The organism is Nonomuraea sp. KM90, from assembly GCF_052246675.1.
Lineage (GTDB): Bacteria > Actinomycetota > Actinomycetes > Streptosporangiales > Streptosporangiaceae > Nonomuraea.
In genome coordinates this window covers 21,601-40,332 of the sequence record NZ_JBQQCB010000057.1, presented here as the reverse complement: position 1 = coordinate 40,332, position 18,732 = coordinate 21,601, and the positions used below count along the sequence as shown (strand labels likewise).

Here is an 18,732-nt window from a genome sequence, read left to right as displayed (position 1 = left end):
CTGCACTAGCGTTCTTGTACCGGCGTCCCGGGCCGGGGGAAGAGCGGCGGGTGCGGCGCGGTTGACGTGTGTCGTGGAGCTGAGCGAGGTCGTGGTCATCGGCGCCGGGCAGGCGGGGCTGTCCAGCGCGTACTTCCTGCGGAGGTTCGGGTTCGAGCCGGTCGTGCTGGACGCGGCCGACGGTGCCGGCGGGGCGTGGCGCCACCGCTCGCCCTCGCTCACCATGGACAAGGTGCACGGCGTCTTCGACCTGCCCGGCCTGCCCCAGCCGGCCGAGGGGGACGGGCGGCGGCCCGCCGCCGAGGTGGTCCCCGCCTACTACGCCGACTACGAGCGCGTGACGGGGCTCGACGTCGTGCGGCCGGTGCGCGTCACGGCCGTCCGCGACGACGGGGCGGGGGAGCGGCTGGTGGTCGCGACGGACGCGGGGGAGTGGGCGGTCCGGGCCGTGGTCAACGCCACCGGCACGTGGACCCGGCCGTACTGGCCCTACTACCCGGGCGCGGCCGGGTTCGCGGGCCGTCAGCTGCACTACGCCGGATACCGGGGGCCGGAGGAGTTCGCGGGGCGGCGGGTGGTCGTGGTCGGCGGCGGGCACTCGGCCATGCACGTGCTCTCGGAGGTCGCCGGCGTGGCCGCCGCGACGACCTGGGTCACGCGCCGGCCGCCCGTCTTCGCGGAGGAGGAATTCAGCGAGGAGGCCCGGCGGGAGGCGGTCGGCCTGGTGGAGGAGCGCGTACGCGCCGGCCTGCCGCCGCAGAGCGTCGTCAGCGTGACCGGCCTGCGTTACAACGCCGTCGTCAGGGACGCGCTGGCCAAGGGGGCGCTGGAGCGGCTGCCGATGTTCGACCGCGTCGTGGCGGACGGGGCCACCTGGGACGGGGGCGGGTACGTCGCGGCCGACACGATCGTCTGGGCCACCGGCTTCCGCTCGGCCCTCGACCACCTTGCCCCGCTCCGCCTCAGGGAGCCGGGCGGGGGCATCCGCGTGGACGGCACACGGGTGCTGCGGGAGCCCCGGCTCCAGCTCGTCGGCTACGGCCCGTCGGCCAGCACGATCGGCGCCAACCGCGCCGGCCGCACAGCCGCCCGCAACGTCCGCACCCTCCTCACCGCCGCTGGTATCCCGGACCGTCCCGGCGCCGCCCCGACCCCCGGCGCCGCCTGATCCGAGGCGCCGCCCGTAGCGCCCGCACCCTCCTGTCCCGACCGAAGTCCCGGCCGTTCCGGCGCTCACCCGGGTCGCGGGGCGGCGTGACCCGCCGCGCCGCGCGTAGCGTCCTCCTTGCCGCCGCGGGCGTCTCGGGCGGTACTGGCGGGTGCCCGATCCTGGGGCCGTCTGATCCGCTGTGTCGGTCAGGACCCTTCAGGCCGGTCAGGGCGGGTCGGGGCGGTGCGGGGGGCGAAGGTGCTCGGGGTGGGTCAGCGTTCGGCGACGCCGAAGGCGGTCCAGCCGCGGTCCGGGAAGCCGGCGGCGTTCGCCACGGCCGCCGACGCCGTGTTCGTGAGCGCGTGCAGGTACGTGGGCACCGCCCCCTCGTCCAGCACCCGCCGCGCCGCCTGTGCCACCAGCCGCCGGGCCAGCCCGCGCCCGCGCGCCGCCGGGGCCGTCACCACCGACAACTCCCGCCCGTACCCGTCGTGGCGCTTGATCCCCACGCCGGCCAGGTGTTCGCCCGAGTCAGGGTCCACCGCCACCAGCACCTCCCCGCCGAACGGCCAGAGCCAGTCCGGCACGCCCGGCGCGTCGGCGGGCATCCACTGCCCGGCGTCCGGCAGCGGGGCCGGCCGGGTGCTCCACCGGAAGACGGCCTCGAACCAGCCGCGCTCCGCGTACCCGACCAGTTCGGGCACCTCTCTCAGGGATCGCGCGGCCGTCACCCGCCCCACGTGCTCCGGCGCCACCGACAGCACAGCCCCGTCGGGTGAGCCGACGCCGAGCGCCGGGTAGACGCGGCCGTCCCAGCCGGGTTCGGTGCGTCGCACCGAGCCTGTGACCTGCAGTTTCTCCTGCGGTGGCCACGCACCGAGCCAGTGGCGCAGATGATCTGTGAGTGACACGGAACTACTATAAGAAGTAGTAAAAATACCGATTGCAGCAGGGTGGTGGTTACTCGCGCGAAGGGGCTCGACACGGCCTGTGACGCCGGGATAGCGTCCTGACATAAGGATCTTTATCGGCTCAGGAGGTCCCAGGATGGAAGTTCCCGGCTACACGGAGATCCGGGAACTCGGCCACGGTGGGACCGGCCGGGTGATGCTCGCCGTGCGCGAGTCCGACGGGCTCGCGGTCGCGATCAAGCACTTATCCGAAGCCCTACGCGAGGACGCCCGGTTCGTCGCGCGGTTCCGGGCCGAGGCCCAGGTCATCCGGGAGATCGACAGCCCCCACACCGCCCGCCTGCTGGACTACGTCGAGGGCGACGACGACGCCGTCATCGTGATGGAGCTGGTCGACGGCATCACGCTGCGCCGGCTGCTGGAGCACGAGGGCGCGACCGGCGCCGAGGCCGCGCTCGCGGTGCTGAAGGGCGCCCTGCTGGGGCTGGCCGAGGCGCACCGGCACGGGATCGTGCACCGCGACTTCAAGCCCGAGAACGTCCTGATCACCCAGGACGGCGACAGCAAGCTCGTCGACTTCGGCGTGGCGGCGCACTTCGGGGAGACGGCCACGCTCGCCGGCACCCCGTCATACATGGCGCCCGAGCAGTGGGACGACGCCCCGGCCGGACCGGCGACCGACGTGTACGCCGCGAGCCTGGTGTTCTACGAGTGCCTGACCGGGCACCGTGCCTTCCAGGGCGAGAACGTGGCCGCCCTGGCCTACCAGCACCAGCACGTGCCGCCCCCGCTGGACGACGTCGCGGAGCCGCTGCGCCCGCTGGTCGAGCACGGCCTGGCCAAGGACCCCACGGGCCGCCCGGAGTCGGCGGAGGCGTTCCTGGAGGAGCTGGAGGAGGTCGCGCGGGCGGCGTACGGGGAGGAATGGGAGCTGCGGGGGCGTACCGGGCTCGGGATCCTCACGCTGCCCCTGGCCGCGCTGCTGCCGAAGCCCCAGGCGGCCACGGACGGTGGTGGCGGCGGCACCACGAGCATGTTCCAGAGCACGCTCACGCCGGTCGGCAAGTTCGCGGTGACCGGTGGCCTGGTGCTGGCGACGGCGGCGGCCGTGGCGTCGGCGTTCGTGATCCTGGGCGACACGCCCGACCAGCGGAGCGGCGCCGCCCTGCCGCCCGCCACGTCGGCCCCGCCGTTCACCCCCGGCTCGCCGTCGCCGGTCGAGCCGACGCCTTCCGAGGCCGTGCCCTCCGAGGAGCCCACGGGGAGCGGGCCCATCACGCCGACCATCACGTACGCGGGCCTGCCGACCACGCCGCCCACGGGCGGGCCGCCCCAGGGCACGGGCCGGCCCACGGGCCGCCCCACCGGCGGGCCCACCGGCGGGGCGACCACCCGCGAACCGACCAGGGAGCCCACGCGCGACCCCACGAAGGAACCGACCAGGGAGCCCACGCGGACCGGCGGGCCGGCGCCGACCACCCGCCCGCCCACCAGCTCACCCCCGGACAACGACCCTCCCGCCAGCGACCCGCCCGGCAACGGCGAGCAGCCGCCCGCCACCCGGCCCCCCACGTCGAGCGCGCCCGAGCCGCCGCCGACCAGGGAGAGAGGGCCGCTGATCTCGATCTCGATCAGCGTGTCCCTCGGTCTTCCGCTGCTCGGCGGCGACGGCGACGGGGTGGTGGACGCCGACGTCGGCGTCGGGGTGGGATCCGGCCTGCTCGGGCTGGTCCTGGTGGTGCCCGGATCGGTGCTGCTCGGACGGCAGATCGTGGTCCGCAGGGTACGCCGGCCCCGCGATGGTGAAAAAGGCTGATTTGCACGCCGGTGGCGCTGATCCCCTACTATCGTGCGTCGGATAGAGGGCGTCCCCCCGGGCTGAATAGTTCATGACCGGAACCTGCCCTGTGGCTCGGGGTAAGGAGAAGAGTGGCGGTTGCGTCCTCCGCCGACCGGCCTGCCCGCACGCCCCGCACGTGGCGGGGCACGAGCGCCGCGCTGGCCGTGGTGCTCCTGCTCGCGGCGGCACCGGCCCAGGCCGATCCCAAGCCCACGGTCAAGCAGCTCAAGAAGGAACTGGCCGCGCTGCAGAAGGACTCGGACAAGCTCATCACCGAGTACTACAACAGCCGCATCGCCAGGGAGAAGGCGGAGAAGGCCGAGAAGGCGGCCCGCGAGAAGCTGGCCGCCGCCCAGGAGGTCTACGACCGCCAGTCCGCCGAGCTGCGCGCCATGGCGCTGGCCAAGTACATGGGCGGCGAGCCCGGCCAGATCGCCCTGCTCAGCAGCAGCCAGGACCCCTCCGGCCTGCTCGGCCGGATGGCGCTGACCCAGCACCTGATCGACGTGCAGGACGCCAGGCTGCGCGGCTACGCCGCCGTCAGGAACACCCACCGGCAGGCCAAGGACGAGGCCGCCGCGCGTTCCGGGGAGCTCGAGGAGACCGTCGAGGACCTGGAGGAGCGCAAGGCCAAGGCCGAGAAGCAGATCGAGCGGATCAAGGACAAGATCGACCAGCTCTACACGGCGCCGGGGGTGCGGCGGCCCGACGGCACGTGGGTGCCGCAGCTCCCCGAGGGGCCGGACCACATCACGCCCCGGATGCGGCTGGTCAAGCAGCTCATCCAGGAGCGGTTCGAGGTGCCGTACGGGATCGGCTGCTACCGGGCGATCCAGGACGGCGGCGAGCACCCGCTCGGCCGGGCCTGCGACTTCATGCTGAGCCGGGGCGGCGCGATGCCGTCGGCGGCCGAGCTGGAGCGCGGCGACCAGATCGCCGCCTGGGCGATCAAGAACGCCAAGCGGCTGGGGATCATGTACATCATCTTCCGGCAGCGCATCTGGCACGTCAGGACGGGCTCATGGCGCACCATGTCCGACCGGGGCGGCACGACGGCCAACCACTACGACCACCCGCACATCTCGGTCTACTAGAGATCCGGTGACACGTCGCGACCTTGCGGAGGACGGACATCGCCTGACGCGGCATCGGCGAGGGCTAACGCTCCACGTAGGCGGCCAGGTTCGTCAGGGAAGAGGCGAGCCCCTCGGCGTGGTCCGCCGCGGAGATGCCGTCCGGGACGTCGTCGGCGACGATGTCGACCCGCGTCCCCGCTCCGACGGCGGTGACCTCCCAGATCATGGTCATCGTGCCGGCGTAGGCAGGATCGTCGGAGACGAAGTCCACCGCCTGCACGACCCGCACGCCGGGGACGATGTCGACGAAGCGCGCCTCGACGATGTCGGAATCGACGGTCGCCTTGCCGGCGGCGCCGGACGCGTCGGAGTAGGTCAGCACCAACCGGTACGACCCGTCCGGCCGGGCGTCGAATCGCTCGAACCTGCCGGTCATCCCGGCCGGCGGGAGCCACGCCGCGAGCGCCTCGCGATCGACGAGCGCGGCCCAGACACGATCGGGTCGCGCGGCGATCAACCGCGACGCCCTGTCCGTACGTGGCATGGCGCGACCCTAGCACCCTCGTGTGCCCCGCATGACCCCGGGAATCGCCCTGCCCGACGCGGCACCCGCACCCCGCTAGTCCTTCGCCAGGGCCGCCAGCAGGCGGTCCTCGGTGACCTCGGGGCCGGTGAGCTGGTCGGTGATCGCGCCGTCCCTGAGGACCACCACGCTGTCGCAGTTCTCGACGAGCTCGGCGACGTCGGAGGAGATGAGCAGGATGGCCAGCCCGTCCACGGCCAGCTCGTCCAGCAGCGCCTGCATCTCCAGTTTGGTGGCCACGTCCACGCCCCTGGTCGGCTCGTCCAGCAGCAGCACCTTGGGGTGCATGGCCAGCCACCGGGCCAGCAGCACCTTCTGCTGGTTGCCGCCCGACAGCTCCCCGGCCGGCTGGCGGGGCGAGACCGCCTTGATGCCCAGCCGCCGCATGAACGTCGCCACGATGGCGTCCACCTGCGCGTCCGACACGATCCCGGCCCGTGACAGGCGCGGCAGGGCGGCCAGCGCGATGTTGTCGCGTACCGAGAGGGTGGGCACGATGCCCTCGGTCTTCCGGTTCTCCGGCACCAGGCCGATCCCGGCGCGCACGGCGCTCCTGATCGACCACTTGCGCGCCGCCGAGCCGGCCACCGTGACCTGCCCGGCGTCCACCGGCAGCACCCCCGCGATCGCGCGGGCGGTCTCGCTGCGGCCGGCGCCGAGCAGCCCGCCGAGGCCGACCACCTCGCCGGCCCGCATCACGAGCGACACCCCGTCCAGCACGTGCTGCCGGGTCAGGCCCTTGGCCTCCAGCACCGGCGCGTCGGCGGGCACGTCCGGCTCGCCCGCCTGGAGGGCGGGCTCCACCGGGTGGAACGGCCGGCCCAGCATGAGCGAGACCAGCCGCAGCCGGTCGAGGCCGGCCAGCGGACCCGTGTGCACGACCCGGCCCTCGCGCAGCACCGTGACGCGGTCGCAGATCCCGTAGAGCTCCTCCAGCCGGTGCGTGACGTAGATGACCGAGCGGCCCTCCTCGCGCAGCCTGGTCACGGCCCCGAACAGGGTCTCCAGCTCGGCGTGGTCGAGCGCGGTGGTGGGCTCGTCCATGATGACCAGCCGGGCGTCCGCCGAGGCCGCGCGGGCCAGGGCGACGATCTGGCGGGCGCCCTCGCCCAGCGAGCCGAGCGGGCGGCGCACGTCCACCTCCAGCCCGTACGCGGCCAGCACCTCCCCGGCGCGGGCGTGCACCGCGGCCGAGTCGATCAGCCCGAGCCGGCCCCTGGGCTCCCTGCCGAGCAGCAGGTTGCGGGCCACGCTCATCGTCGGTACGAGGTTCGTCTCCTGGTGGATCGTGGCGATCCCCGCGCGCCTGGCGTCGGCCGGCCCGGCGAACCTGACCGGCTCCCCGAGGAGGCGCAGCTCGCCCGCGTCCGGCTGGTGGACGCCCGACAGCACCTTGACGAGGGTCGACTTGCCCGCTCCGTTGCCGCCGATCAGGGCGTGCACCTCGCCGGTGCGCACGGACAGGGTCACGTGGTCGAGGGCGGTGACACCCTGGAACGCCTTGAGAACGCCAGCCACCTGTAGCACGGTTGCCTCCGCCTCGATCGTGGTCCGGAAAGGAAACGTTCCAGTAACGGGATTGTCACATTCGATCAGAAAAGGCGATCAGCAGAGCGATCAGAACTGGGCGACGTGCAGGCGGACGCCGCGCGCGCTCAGCTCGTCGAGCACGTCGCGCGGCGCGGAGTCGTCGGTCACCAGGTGGTCGATGCGGTCGGGCGCGACGGTCTGCACCATCGTGTCCACGCCGATCTTGGTGTGGTCGGCCAGCACCACGACCTCCTCGGCGGCCGCCGCCAGTGCCCGGTCCACCCCCGCCACCTGCATGTTCGGCGTCGACAGGCCACGCTCGGCGGTCAGCCCGTTGCCCGAGACGAACGCCCGGCGCACCCGCAGCCCGGCCAGGGAGTGCTCGGCGGCGCTGCCCACCAGGGCCAGGATCGAGCCGCGCAGCGTGCCGCCGGTCAGCATCACCTCGATCCGCGGCGAGCCGGCCAGCACCTGGGCGACCAGCAGCGAGTTGGTCACCACCGCCAGCTCGGAGTGCCTGGTCAGGCGGCGGGCGAACTCCTGCGTGGTGGTGCCGGGACCGATCACGATCGCGTCGCCGTCCTCCACGAGGGCGCCGGCCAGATCGGCGATGGCGGCCTTCTCGGCGGACTCCAGGGAGACCTTGTGCGCGTAGCCGGCCTCGCGCGACAGCTCGCCGGGCAGGGTCGCGCCGCCGTGGTGGCGGTTGAGCAGGCCCTCCGACTCCAGCGCGCGCAGGTCGCGGCGGACGGTCACCTCGGAGGAGTGGACGGCCTGGGCCAGCTCGCGCAGCGACACGGCGCCGTTGGCGCGCACCAGCTCGAGGATGCGCTGCCGGCGTTCAGCGGCGAACACGGGCCGGCGTCCGTCGCTCTGCGTGTCGCTCACGTCCCGATCATAGTAGACGCGCCAACATGAGTTCACCTCTGACCGAACGAGAACGAATTTGATCGGAAATCTTGACCGCCTCGGTCCGCCGGTGCTTACTTTGGAGCGTGTCAGGGTCAAAAGCTGTCCGAACCTGATCGGCGCGTTTCGAAAGGACCCCCCGTGCGTAAGCGCCTTGCGTTGCTGCTGGCCGTGCTGATGTCCGTGTTGATGTCCGTGTTATGGCACATGCCGGCCCCCGCCTCCGCCCAGTCGACAGCCCTTCCCGAGCGGAACGGGTTGCGCGGCGACTACTACCTCGCCTCGGCGGCGGGAAAGTTCGACTTCGCCGAGCTCAAGGCGAGCATCATCGACCCGAACCTCGAGCTGGCCGACCTGAACCCGACGTTCAAGCTGCTGACCGGCAGGGAGGACGACGTCACCGTACGGTGGACCGGCCAGATCACCGCCGAGTACACCGAGAGCTACACCTTCTCCATCATCGGCGACAACGGCTTCCGCCTCTGGGTGGACGGTAAGCCGATCATCGACCACTGGGTGGACGACTGGGACCGGGAGCAGATCGGCACCCCGATCGCCCTCGAAGCGGGCCGCGAGTACGACATCAAGGTCGAGTACTTCGAGCACTTCGGCGGCGCCAACCTGCGCCTGCGCTGGCAGAGCCCGAGTCAGCCGAAGGCCGTCGTCCCCATGGACGCGCTCACCGTGCCCGCGGACTTCCAGCCGGACGGGCCCTACGACGCCCGCCTGAACACCGCCGGTGACGTCGCCACCCTGACGTACGCCAAGCCGCTGGCCGCGCTCCCCGCCGACGCGGCCAGGAAGCTGGCCGTCACGGTCGGCGCCGCGGCCTGGCCGGTCACCTCCGCGGTGCAGAAGAGCCCGGAGACCGTCGAGCTCAAGCTGCGGTACCCGGTCCCGTCGAAGGCGGGCGGCACCGTCCGCACCTCCTATGACGGCGCCGGCGGCATCGCCTACGCCGACGGCACCCCGCTGGCCGCCTACCCCTTCGCCCACGTGGTCAACGCCTCCACCTACGTGCTCAAGAGCAAGTTCGCCGACGACATGAACCCGGCGAACCCGCTGCCCGAGTACCCCCGGCCGCAGCTCGTCCGCGACCGGTGGCGCAGCCTCAACGGCACCTGGCAGTTCGCCCCGGCCAAGGAGGGCGAGGCCGCCCCCTACGGCAAGGAGCTGCCCGAGCGGATCGTGGTGCCGTACCCGGTGGAGTCGCAGCTGTCCGGCATCGGGCGGCACGAGGAGCGCATGTGGTACCGCCGCACGTTCGAGGTGCCCCGCACCTGGCGCGGCGAGCGGCTGCTGCTGCACCTCGACGCGGTGGACTGGGACGCCACGGTCCACGTGAACGGCAGGCAGGTCACCACGCACAAGGGCGGCTACGGCCGGATCAGCGTGGACGTGACCGACGCGCTCAGGCGGTCGGGCCCGCAGGAGCTGGTCGTCGGCGTGTACGACCCCACCGACAACGGCGCCCAGGCCATCGGCAAGCAGCGCCTCAACCCCAGCGGCATCTGGTACACCTCCGTCTCCGGGATCTGGCAGACCGTCTGGATCGAGCCGGTCGCCAAGGACCGCATCGACCGCGTGGACACCACCCCCGACCTGCGCGGCCAGGCGCTGTACGTCACCGTCCAGGGCTCGCCCGGCACCGCCACCGTGATCGCCAGGGACGGCCGGCGCGTGGTCGGCATCGTCCGCGGCCAGGTCGGCAAGGAGCTGCGGCTCCCGGTGCCCGATCCCAAGCTGTGGTCCCCTGACGACCCCCACCTGTACGACCTGGAGGTCAGGCTCAAGAACGACAAGGTCGAGTCGTACTTCGGGATGCGCTCCATCTCGGTCTCCGGCAACCGGATGCTGCTCAACGGGCAGCCGGTCTTCCAGATCGGCCCGCTCGACCAGGGCTTCTGGCCCGACGGCATCTACACGCCGCCGACCGACGAGGCCCTGCGCTACGACCTGGAGCAGACCAAGGCCCTCGGCTTCAACGCCGTGCGCAAGCACGTCAAGGTCGAGTCGGACCGCTGGTACCACCACGCCGACAAGCTGGGCCTGCTGGTCTGGCAGGACATGCCGTCGGCCTTCCGCACCACCGACCGGCCGCAGTTCGAGGCCGAGCTGAAGGAGCTGGTCGACCAGCACCGCAGCAGCCCGTCGATCGTGATGTGGGTGCCGTTCAACGAGGGCTGGGGCCAGTACGACCAGGCGCGCGTCGCCGACCTGGTCAAGAGCTGGGACCCCTCGCGCCTGGTGAACAACATGAGCGGCATCAACTGCTGCGGCGCCGTGGACGGCGGCAACGGCGACGTCAAGGACTTCCACATCTACCCGGGCCCCGGCAACCCCGGCAAGCCGTCGGGCGGCCGGGCGAACGTCATCGGCGAGTACGGCGGCCTGGCCCTGCCCGTGGTCGGCCACACCTGGTCCGGCGGCGGCTGGGGCTACGCGGGCGAGCCGGACCCCGAGGCCCTCACCAACCGCTACGTGAACATGGTCGAGGAACTGAAGAAACTGCACGCCTGCGAGCAGCTCAGCGCCGCGATCTACACCCAGACGACGGACGTCGAGACCGAGATCAACGGCCTCATGACGTACGACCGGGCGATCACCAAGCCCGACGTCAAGCGCGTCCACGACGCGCACAAGGCGCTGACGGGCGCGATCAACCCCACCTGTAGCTGATCCTCCCCCGCGCCCGGGCCCCTGCGGCCCGGGCGCCGCACCTGATAGGAAGGAACCGCGATGACCCCCCATCTCCGGACAGCCGCGTTGGCCCTGGCCGTCCTCCTCACCGCGGCCGCCTGCGCCAAGGCCGAGGAGCCGCAGAGCGCGCCGGCCGCCGCCAGTACGGCCGGTCAGCAGGTCGTCCAGACGCCCTCCGGCACGGCCGGGCCGACGTGCACGCTGCAGCAGTTCGGCGGCACGAAGTTCGACCTCAAGACGGCCACGGTCGGCTTCTCCCAGTCGGAGAAGGAGGCCAACCCGTTCCGCATCGCGGAGACCAAGTCCATCAAGGACGAGGCCGCCAAGCTGGGCATCACGAACCTCAAGGTCACCAACGCCCAGTCGCAGTTCTCCAAGCAGATCACCGACGTCCAGCAGCTCATCGCGCAGGGCGTGCAGCTCCTGGTCATCGCCCCGCTGAACTCCGACGGCTGGGAGCCCGTGCTCCAGCAGGCCGCCGCCAAGAAGATCCCCATCATCACGGTCGACCGCAAGATCAACGCCAAGGCGTGCAGCGACTACCTGACCTTCATCGGCTCGGACTTCTACGAGCAGGGCAAGCGCGCCGCAGACCGGATGATCGAGGCACTGTCGGGCAAGGGCAAGGTCGCCATCCTGCTGGGCGCCCCCGGCAACAACGTCACCACCGAGCGCACGAACGGCTTCAAGGACCGCGTCAAGGAGAAGGCCCCCGAGATCACGATCTCGTTCGAGCAGACCGGCGAGTTCGCCCGCGAGAAGGGGCAGCAGGTCACCGAGCAGCTCATCCAGTCCAACCCCGACATCAACGGCATCTACGCCGAGAACGACGAGATGGCGCTGGGCGCGGTCACCGCGCTGAAGGGCGCGGGCAAGGAGCCCGGCGAGATCAAGATCGTCTCTGTGGACGGCACCCGCAGCGCCGTCCAGGGCATCGCCGACGGCTGGCTGCACGCGGTCATCGAGTCGAACCCGCGCTTCGGCCCGCTCGCCTTCGAGACCGCCCAGAAGTTCCTGGACGGCCAGGCGATCCCCGACAAGGTGATCATCTCCGACCGCGACTACGACACGACCAACGCCAAGGACTCCCTCGGTGAGGCGTACTGAGTTGGAACCGGTTCTCGAAGCTCGGGGGGTCAGCAAGCGCTTCCCCGGCGTGCTCGCCCTCGACGGCGTGTCCCTGGCCCTGCTCCCGGGCCAGGTGCACGCGCTCGTCGGCGAGAACGGCGCCGGGAAGTCCACGCTGATCAAGGTCTTCACCGGCGTGTACCAGCCGGACGGCGGCGAGCTGCGCTACCGGGGCACGGGCGCCGCCTTCGGCACCCCCATGGACGCGCAGCGCGCCGGGATCTCGACCATCTACCAGGAGGTCAACCTCGTCCCCATGATGTCGGTGGCCCGCAACCTGCTGCTCGGTCGCGAGCCGCGCGGCAGGTTCGGGGTGATCGACGCCGCCGCCATGTACGGCGAGGCCGAACGCGTCCTGTCCGGCTACGGCGTCGAGACCGACGTGCGCCGCCCGCTGCGCACCCTCGGCGTCGGGGCGCAGCAGATGGTCGCCCTGGCGCGGGCGGTGTCGGTGGACGCGCGGGTGGTCATCATGGACGAGCCCACGTCGTCGCTGGAGCCGCGCGAGGTGGACACGCTGTTCGGCGTGATCAGGCGGCTGCGCGACAGCGGGATCGCCGTCATGTACGTCAGCCACCGCCTCGACGAGCTCTACCGCGTGTGCGACCAGGTGACCGTGCTGCGTGACGGCCGCCTGGCGCACACGGGGCCGCTGGCGGAGCTGGAGCGGTTGAGGCTCATCTCGCTCATGCTCGGCCGCGAGCTGAACGAGGTCCGCTCCCAGGGCCTGACCCGGTTCTCCCGCGACCGCCGCGCCGCGCCGCCCGCAGAGCCGCCCGCAGAGCCGCCCGCAGAGCCGCCCGCAGAGCCGTCCGCGGCGCCGGACGAGGCGGCGGCGGGCCCGCGCACGAACGGGCAGGTCCCGGTCGTCGAGGCGCGGGGCCTGACGCGCCGTCACGTCCTCGAAGGCGTGGACGTGAGCGTCCGGCCGGGCGAGGTCGTCGGGCTGGGCGGCCTGCTCGGCGCGGGCCGTACCGAGACCGCCAAGGCCATCGTCGGCGCGCTCCCCCTGGACGGCGGGCAGGTGCTCGTGGCCGGGCTGCCGCTGCGCGCCGGCTCCACCGCGGCGGCGATCAGGGCGGGCGTCAGCCTGCTGCCCGAGGACCGCAAGGCCGAGGGCATCATCCCGACCCTGTCCGTCCGCGAGAACATCGCCCTGGCCGCCCTGCCCTCCCTCGGCAGAGCGGGCGTGGTGTCCGAGGCGAAGATCGACCGGGTGGTCGAGATCTTCATGCGGAGGCTGAGGATCAAGGCCGCCTCGCCGCACCAGCTGGTCTCCGAGCTGTCCGGCGGCAACCAGCAGAAGGTGCTGCTGGCCCGCTGGCTGGCCGTGCGGCCCAAGGTGCTGCTGCTGGACGAGCCCACCCGCGGGATCGACGTCGGCGCCAAGGCAGAGGTGCAGGGGCTGATCGACGAGCTGGCGCAGGAAGGACTGGGCGTGCTGCTGATCTCCTCCGACCTGGAGGAGCTGGTCGAGGGCGCCGACAGGATCCTCGTGCTGCGCGAGGGCGCGGTCGTGGGGGAGCTGTCGGGCGACGAGGTGACCGAGGAGAGGATCATGGCGACGATCGCCGAGCAGACGATCGCGGGGAAGTCGGATGGCTGAGCTCACGCACGATCGGGGCTCGCCGCCGGGCGGCCGCGTCGCCGTGCTCAAGCCGCAGGTGTACGCCTGGGTGCAGGACTACGGCGTGTACGCGGCCGTGCTCGTCCTGCTGCTGTTCAACGTGCTGTTCACCCCGCACTTCCTGGACGCGTCGAACTTCCGTACCCAGCTCGTCCAGGTCACCCCCATCGTGATCGTCTCGCTGGGCATGGCGCTGGTGATCGGCACCCAGGGCATCGACCTGTCGGTCGGCTCGGTGATGGCGCTGGCCGCCGCGCTGACCGTGCTCTACCTCGGGTACGGCTGGCTGCCCGCCCTCCTCGTGGCCGTGGTCGGCGGCGCGGTCGTGGGCGCCGCGGGCGGGGCGCTGGTGGCGTACGTCGGGGTGCAGCCCATCGTGGCGACGCTGGCGCTGCTGGTCGGCGTGCGCGGGCTGGCGAACGTCCTGGTGCCGCAGCTCGTCGAGTTCCGCAACCCCGACCTGATCGCCCTGGGCAGCAGCTCGGTCGCCGGGATCCCGGTCATCGTGCTCATCGCCGCCGCGCTGACGCTGATCGTGCTGTTCGTGGTGCGGCGCACCACGTTCGGGCGGCAGGTCGTCGCCATCGGCGGCAACCGGTCGGCCAGCGAGCTGTCCGGCCTGCCGGTCAAGCGGGTGCTGCTGATCGTGTACGTGATCTCCGGCCTGCTCGCCGCCCTGGCCGGGGTGCTGGCCACGGCCCGGCTGCAGGCCAGCGACCCGACCTCGCTCGGCCTGTTCATCGAGCTGTCGGCGATCACCGCCGTCGTGGTCGGCGGCACGCCGCTGACCGGCGGCCGGATCAGGGTGCTCAGCACGGTCATGGGCGCGCTGCTCATGCAGCTCCTCGCGGCCACGCTGATCAAGCACAACCTCCCGCAGTCGTGGACCCAGATGGTCCAGGCGGTCATCATCCTGGCCGCCGTCTACGCCACCAGGAAGCGGGGGACCCGATGAACCGCGAGCAGGTGAGCCGGACGCTCCAGCAGCACGGCGCCGTCATGGTGCTGGGCCTGCTGGTGATCGTGGGCAGCCTGGCCTTCGACTCCTTCGCCACGCCGGCGAACGCCGCCAGCGTGGTCGTGTCCTCGTCGTTCCTCGCGATCATCGCGATCGGAATGACGTTCGTGATCATCAGCGGCGGGATCGACCTGTCGGTGGGATCGCTGTTCGTGCTGGGCGGGGTGCTGGCGGCCTACGGCTCGCAGTACGGCCCGGCCGTCGCGCTGCTGCTGCCGCTGGCGGTGTGCGGGACGGTGGGGCTGCTGCAGGGCCTGGTGATCGCGCGTACGGGGATGGCCCCGTTCATCGTGACCCTGGCCGGGCTGCTCGGCGTGCGCGGCCTGATGCTGGCGATCTCCGACGAGGGCGCCACCACCTACCTCGTCAAGGACCGCTCCTTCGCCGCCCTCGGGCAGGGCGAGATCCTCGGCCTGTCCTACCCCGTCCACATCACCATCGCCCTGGCCCTGATTGCGATGGTGCTGCTGCAGCGCACGGGCTTCGGCCAGAACGTCTACGCCATCGGCGGCAACGAGCAGGCCGCGGCCCTGATGGGCGTGCCGGTCGCGCGGACGAAGGTGTACGTGTACGTCATGTCGGGCCTGCTCGCGGGCCTGGCCGGCGCCCTGAACGCGGCCCGGCTCTCCTCCGGCGTGACGATCCTCGGCATCGGCCTCGAACTGGACGCCATCGCCGCCGTGGTGATCGGCGGCACCCTGCTGACCGGCGGCGCCGGTGGCATCACGGGTTCGGTGGCCGGGGTGCTGCTGCTCGGCGTCATCCAGAGCCTGATCAACCAGGTCGGCAGCCTGACCTCGGCGTTCCAGCAGGTGGTCAGCGGCGTGTTCCTGGCGCTCGTGGTGGTCGCGCAGCGGCTGCTGAGCAAGGCGCAGCGGCTGACCTGACAGGCGGGTCCCCGGGACCATTTCCCGGGGACCTTCGATCGAGTCAAGCCGATTGCAAGATTCGACGCTCATAATCCGGACATGCCGTCGATTACTGAGCTGAGAGCAGGAGACCCCGTCGGCCTCGGAGGCCACGAGATCCGCGGACGGCTGGGGGAGGGCGGGCAAGGAGTCGTCTACCTGGGGGTGGACGAGCAGGGGAGACAGGCGGCGATCAAGTGGCTGCGCCCCCACCTCGCGGGGGACGCGGTGGCGGCGGAGCGCTTCGCCAGGGAGGCCGCGGCGGCGCGGCGGGTGGCGCCGTTCTGCACGGCGCAGGTGCTGGCCACCGGCGTGCACGAGGAGCGGCCGTACATCGTCAGCGAGTACGTGGCGGGCCCGTCCCTGCAGCGGGCGGTCGCCGAGGACGGGCCGCGCACGGAGCCCGCCCTGCACCGCCTGGCCGTCGGCACGGCCACCGCCCTCGCGGCGATCCACCAGGCCGGCATCGTGCACCGCGACTTCGGCCCCGCCAACGTGATCCTGGCCGGCGACGGCCCCCGCGTGATCGACTTCGGCATCGCCAGGGCGCTCGACGCGACCTCCACGATCACGTCCATGCCGGTGGGCACGCCGGCGTTCATGGCGCCCGAGCAGATCCTCGCCCAGCCGGTGGGACCGGCGGCGGACATGTTCGCGTGGGGGAGCACGATGGTGTTCGCGGCCGGCGGGGCGGGGCCGTTCGAGGCGGAGACGGTGCCGGCGATCATCCAGCGGGTCCTCCACACCGAGCCGGACCTGTCCCGGCTCACCGGACCGCTGCGCGAGCTCGTCGCGGCCTGCCTGGCCAAGGACCCGGCCCGGCGGCCGACGGCCGAGCAGGTGATCCACCACCTCCTCCGCCAGCCCTCCACCGACCCCCGCCAGCCCTCCACCGACCCCCGCCAGGTATCCACCGACCCCCGCCAGGCATCCGCCGTCGCCGGCTCCGGCCCCCAGCAGCAGCCCCCACCGCCTACCGGGCCGCCGATCCAGCTGCCGCCCCCACCGCCGATCGGGCCGCCGATCGGGCCGTCACAGTGGCGGCCGCCCGGCTCCGGCCACCCATCCGGCCCGCAGCACCCCGCCGGCGCGCCCTGGCCGCCCCCGGCCGCCGACCAGGGACCGGGCCAGCAGAACGCCGCCTACCAGGGACCGGATCACCAGAACGCCGCCTACCAGGGGCCCGGCCGGCCAGGCGCGTCCCACCAGGAGCCCGGCTACCTCAGCGCGCCCCACCAGGGCCCCGGTCACCAGCCGCCCGGGACGGCTCCGCACCCGCCGCCCCCGCTGCCACCTCCGCCGCAACCCCTTCCGGGCAACCGGAGGGGCCGGCTGATCGGGGCGGCCGTGGCGGGGGTGGCGCTGCTGGCGGCCGTCGCCGTCGTCACGGTCACCGTCGTCGACCTCCCGGGCGTGCCGCCGGCCCGCCCCACCGCCACGACCACGCCGACCCCGTCCCCGACGCCGACCCCCGTGCCCACCGCGAACCTGGCCGCGGTCAAGCTCCCCGACACCGCCGCCACCGTCTACGAGAGCCCGGCCGACCCCATCAGGCTCACCACCTACCTGGTCAAGGACGCCAAGTCCGGCGACTGGGTCTACTACACCCGCGACTCCCTCACCGGATCGTTCACCGGCTACAAGAACACCTGGGAGAGCATGCTCTCGCCCGACGGCCGCTACCTGGCCCAGCGCGGCAAGAGCTTCGTCGACGGCTACGACACCGTGGAGATCACCGACAAGGTCACGGCCCGGCGGTTCACGGTCAGGACCTCGCGGCAGCCGCTCAGCGCGTACGTGCAGGCCTGGTCGCGGGACAGCACCCACCTGCTGGTCAACGTCGGCAACCCGGTCAAGGGCGTCTGGCAGTCCACCGGCTTCGCCATCGTGGACGTGAACACCCGCCAGGCCGAGGTCACCTCGCTGCGGGAGGGCTCGCTCAAGGGCATCCGCTACGGCTTCGACCACACCGGCACCGGCGTGGTCGCCCTGTCCAACGACGCCGGCCAGCAGGCGCTGCGCTTCTTCGACGCCGGCGGCACGCGGGTGCGCCGCCTGCCGAACGTGGGCGCGGGTCTGGCCGACGCGCTGTTCTCGCCGTCCGGCCAGAGGTTCGTCACCGACTGCCCGGGCCTGCGCAGCGGCAACAACTGCGTCTACGACACCCGGACGGGGGCCGAGGTGAAGCGGATCGAGTCGCCCTGCGCCGGCCTGGCGACCTGGTACGACGACGACCACCTGGCGTGCTGGGTGGGCCCGGACGGCACGGCGGACCGGCAGCAGATCCAGGTGATCGACTTCACCGGCAGGATGGTGCGCCTGCTGGCCGACGTACCGGAGAAGGCGACCAGCCTCGACGTCGTCTACACCTACACCCGCCGCTAGCGGACCCGGCCGCGCGGCTTGAGCCGCGTGCCGGGCAGGACGGGCGCGGGGAGCGGCTCCCCGTCGAACCCCTCGACGGAGCCGAACCCCTCGCCCTCCATCCACTCCTTCCGGTAGGCGACGATCTCGTCGTGGGTGCGGCCGACGAAGTTCCACCACATGACGATCTCCTCGCCGAACGGCTCGCCGCCGATCAGCAGCACCCGTCCGCGCCCCGACAGCCGCACGGCCGACCGCCCCGGCGGCAGGTACACCAGCGGCCCCGCCGCCAGCTCCGCCACCTCGCCGTCGAGCAGCAGCAGCCCGTGCTCGAAACCTGGCTCGACCGGCACCTCGCACGCTCCGTCCACGGCGATCTCGGCTCCCACGAGCGGGCTGTACGCGGTCGCGGGCGAGGTCACCCCGCCCAGCGACCCCATCATCACGGTCGCCTCGAACCCCGGCCCGGACAGCACGGGCAGCGACGCGTGGTGCTCGAAGCCCGGCTCGACGTGCCGGTGCCCGCCGGGCAGCGCCACCCAGAGCTGCACGCCGTGCAGCAGCGTCTCCGGCGACTCCTCCGAGTGCGAGATTCCGCGCCCGGCGGTCATGAGGTTCAGCTGGCCGGGGCGGATCTCCTGCAGCGTGCCCAGGCTGTCGCGGTGCAGCACCTCGCCCGCGACCAGCCAGCTCACCGTCTGCAGGCCGGTGTGCGGGTGCGGCGGCACCCGCATGGTCGCCGTCTGCGGCCCGTACGCGTCCACGAAGCACCAGGCGCCGATCATGCGCCGGTGCGCGCCCGGCAGCGTCCTGCTCACCGCCATCGCGCGCGGCCCGCCCAGCGGCACCTCGCGCCCCTCCAACACCTCGCCGCCGGCCTCCTCGCCGGCGGCACAGCGGATCTCCCGCGGGTCAAGCTCCAGGTTGCTCACGGCAAGACTGTACGTTCTGCCCGCCTCGGGACTGCAAAGGGCCCACCAGGGCAGGA

General features: G+C 72.5%; 14 protein-coding genes. 9 read left to right on the top strand and 5 right to left on the bottom strand.

Annotation, left to right across the window (positions count from 1 at the left end):
- The first annotated feature begins 61 nt into the window (after positions 1–61).
- Positions 62–1,168, top strand: a complete 1,107-nt coding sequence (locus ACTWPW_RS38050) for an NAD(P)-binding domain-containing protein (RefSeq protein WP_443171510.1) — start codon at positions 62–64, stop codon at positions 1,166–1,168.
- A gap of 254 nt (positions 1,169–1,422) precedes the next feature.
- Here the strand turns inward: ACTWPW_RS38050 and ACTWPW_RS38045 are convergent, their stop codons facing one another.
- Positions 1,423–2,061 carry a GNAT family N-acetyltransferase gene (locus tag ACTWPW_RS38045; RefSeq protein ID WP_375108469.1) on the bottom strand — a complete coding sequence of 213 codons (639 nt, stop codon included), beginning with the start codon at positions 2,059–2,061 and terminating at the stop codon, positions 1,423–1,425.
- 136 nt (positions 2,062–2,197) lie between these two features.
- Here ACTWPW_RS38045 and ACTWPW_RS38040 point away from each other — a divergent pair, with 136 nt between their 5' ends.
- Both ACTWPW_RS38040 and ACTWPW_RS38035 read left to right on the top strand, forming a co-directional pair.
- A complete protein-coding gene (locus ACTWPW_RS38040) occupies positions 2,198–3,877 on the top strand; it encodes a protein kinase domain-containing protein (protein ID WP_443171509.1) in 1,680 nt (559 codons plus the stop codon).
- A gap of 113 nt (positions 3,878–3,990) precedes the next feature.
- Complete coding sequence (locus tag ACTWPW_RS38035) at positions 3,991–4,995, top strand: coiled-coil domain-containing protein (protein WP_375108467.1); 1,005 nt, start codon at positions 3,991–3,993, stop codon at positions 4,993–4,995.
- 64 nt (positions 4,996–5,059) lie between these two features.
- On the opposite strand, the gene ACTWPW_RS38030 is transcribed toward ACTWPW_RS38035, so the two are convergent.
- The 3 genes from ACTWPW_RS38030 to ACTWPW_RS38020 all read right to left on the bottom strand — a co-directional run bounded on the left by ACTWPW_RS38030 (position 5,060) and on the right by ACTWPW_RS38020 (position 7,978).
- A complete protein-coding gene (locus ACTWPW_RS38030; protein WP_443171508.1) occupies positions 5,060–5,521 on the bottom strand; it encodes an SRPBCC family protein in 462 nt (153 codons plus the stop codon).
- Positions 5,522–5,596: 75 nt separating this feature from the next.
- Positions 5,597–7,078, bottom strand: coding sequence for a sugar ABC transporter ATP-binding protein (locus ACTWPW_RS38025; protein WP_375108465.1), 1,482 nt, complete (start codon positions 7,076–7,078; stop codon positions 5,597–5,599).
- Between the two features lie 99 nt (positions 7,079–7,177).
- Positions 7,178–7,978, bottom strand: a complete 801-nt coding sequence (locus ACTWPW_RS38020; RefSeq protein ID WP_375108464.1) for a DeoR/GlpR family DNA-binding transcription regulator — start codon at positions 7,976–7,978, stop codon at positions 7,178–7,180.
- Positions 7,979–8,140: 162 nt separating this feature from the next.
- Between ACTWPW_RS38020 and ACTWPW_RS38015 the strand changes: the two genes are divergently transcribed.
- From ACTWPW_RS38015 to ACTWPW_RS37990, 6 genes are all read left to right on the top strand, one after another.
- Positions 8,141–10,678 carry a PA14 domain-containing protein gene (locus ACTWPW_RS38015; RefSeq protein WP_443171507.1) on the top strand — a complete coding sequence of 846 codons (2,538 nt, stop codon included), beginning with the start codon at positions 8,141–8,143 and terminating at the stop codon, positions 10,676–10,678.
- A 60-nt stretch (positions 10,679–10,738) separates the two neighbouring features.
- The gene (locus ACTWPW_RS38010) at positions 10,739–11,806 is read left to right on the top strand and encodes an ABC transporter substrate-binding protein (RefSeq protein WP_375108462.1); all 1,068 of its coding nucleotides are present in this window, start codon (positions 10,739–10,741) and stop codon (positions 11,804–11,806) included.
- Complete coding sequence (locus tag ACTWPW_RS38005) at positions 11,793–13,433, top strand: sugar ABC transporter ATP-binding protein (protein ID WP_375108461.1); 1,641 nt, start codon at positions 11,793–11,795, stop codon at positions 13,431–13,433. The genes ACTWPW_RS38010 and ACTWPW_RS38005 overlap by 14 nt, the downstream gene beginning before the upstream one ends.
- On the top strand, positions 13,426–14,409 hold the full coding sequence (locus tag ACTWPW_RS38000) for an ABC transporter permease (protein WP_443171506.1): 984 nt from the start codon (positions 13,426–13,428) through the stop codon (positions 14,407–14,409). The genes ACTWPW_RS38005 and ACTWPW_RS38000 overlap by 8 nt, the downstream gene beginning before the upstream one ends.
- Positions 14,406–15,359 carry an ABC transporter permease gene (locus tag ACTWPW_RS37995; protein WP_375108459.1) on the top strand — a complete coding sequence of 318 codons (954 nt, stop codon included), beginning with the start codon at positions 14,406–14,408 and terminating at the stop codon, positions 15,357–15,359. Before ACTWPW_RS38000 ends, ACTWPW_RS37995 begins: the two co-directional genes overlap by 4 nt.
- A gap of 81 nt (positions 15,360–15,440) precedes the next feature.
- The gene (locus tag ACTWPW_RS37990; protein ID WP_443171505.1) at positions 15,441–17,765 is read left to right on the top strand and encodes a protein kinase domain-containing protein; all 2,325 of its coding nucleotides are present in this window, start codon (positions 15,441–15,443) and stop codon (positions 17,763–17,765) included.
- Here ACTWPW_RS37990 and ACTWPW_RS37985 read toward each other — a convergent pair.
- Positions 17,762–18,676 (bottom strand): pirin family protein, encoded by a 915-nt coding sequence (locus tag ACTWPW_RS37985; protein WP_443171504.1) that lies wholly within the window; start codon positions 18,674–18,676, stop codon positions 17,762–17,764. The genes ACTWPW_RS37990 and ACTWPW_RS37985 overlap by 4 nt on opposite strands.
- Positions 18,677–18,732 lie beyond the last annotated feature (56 nt).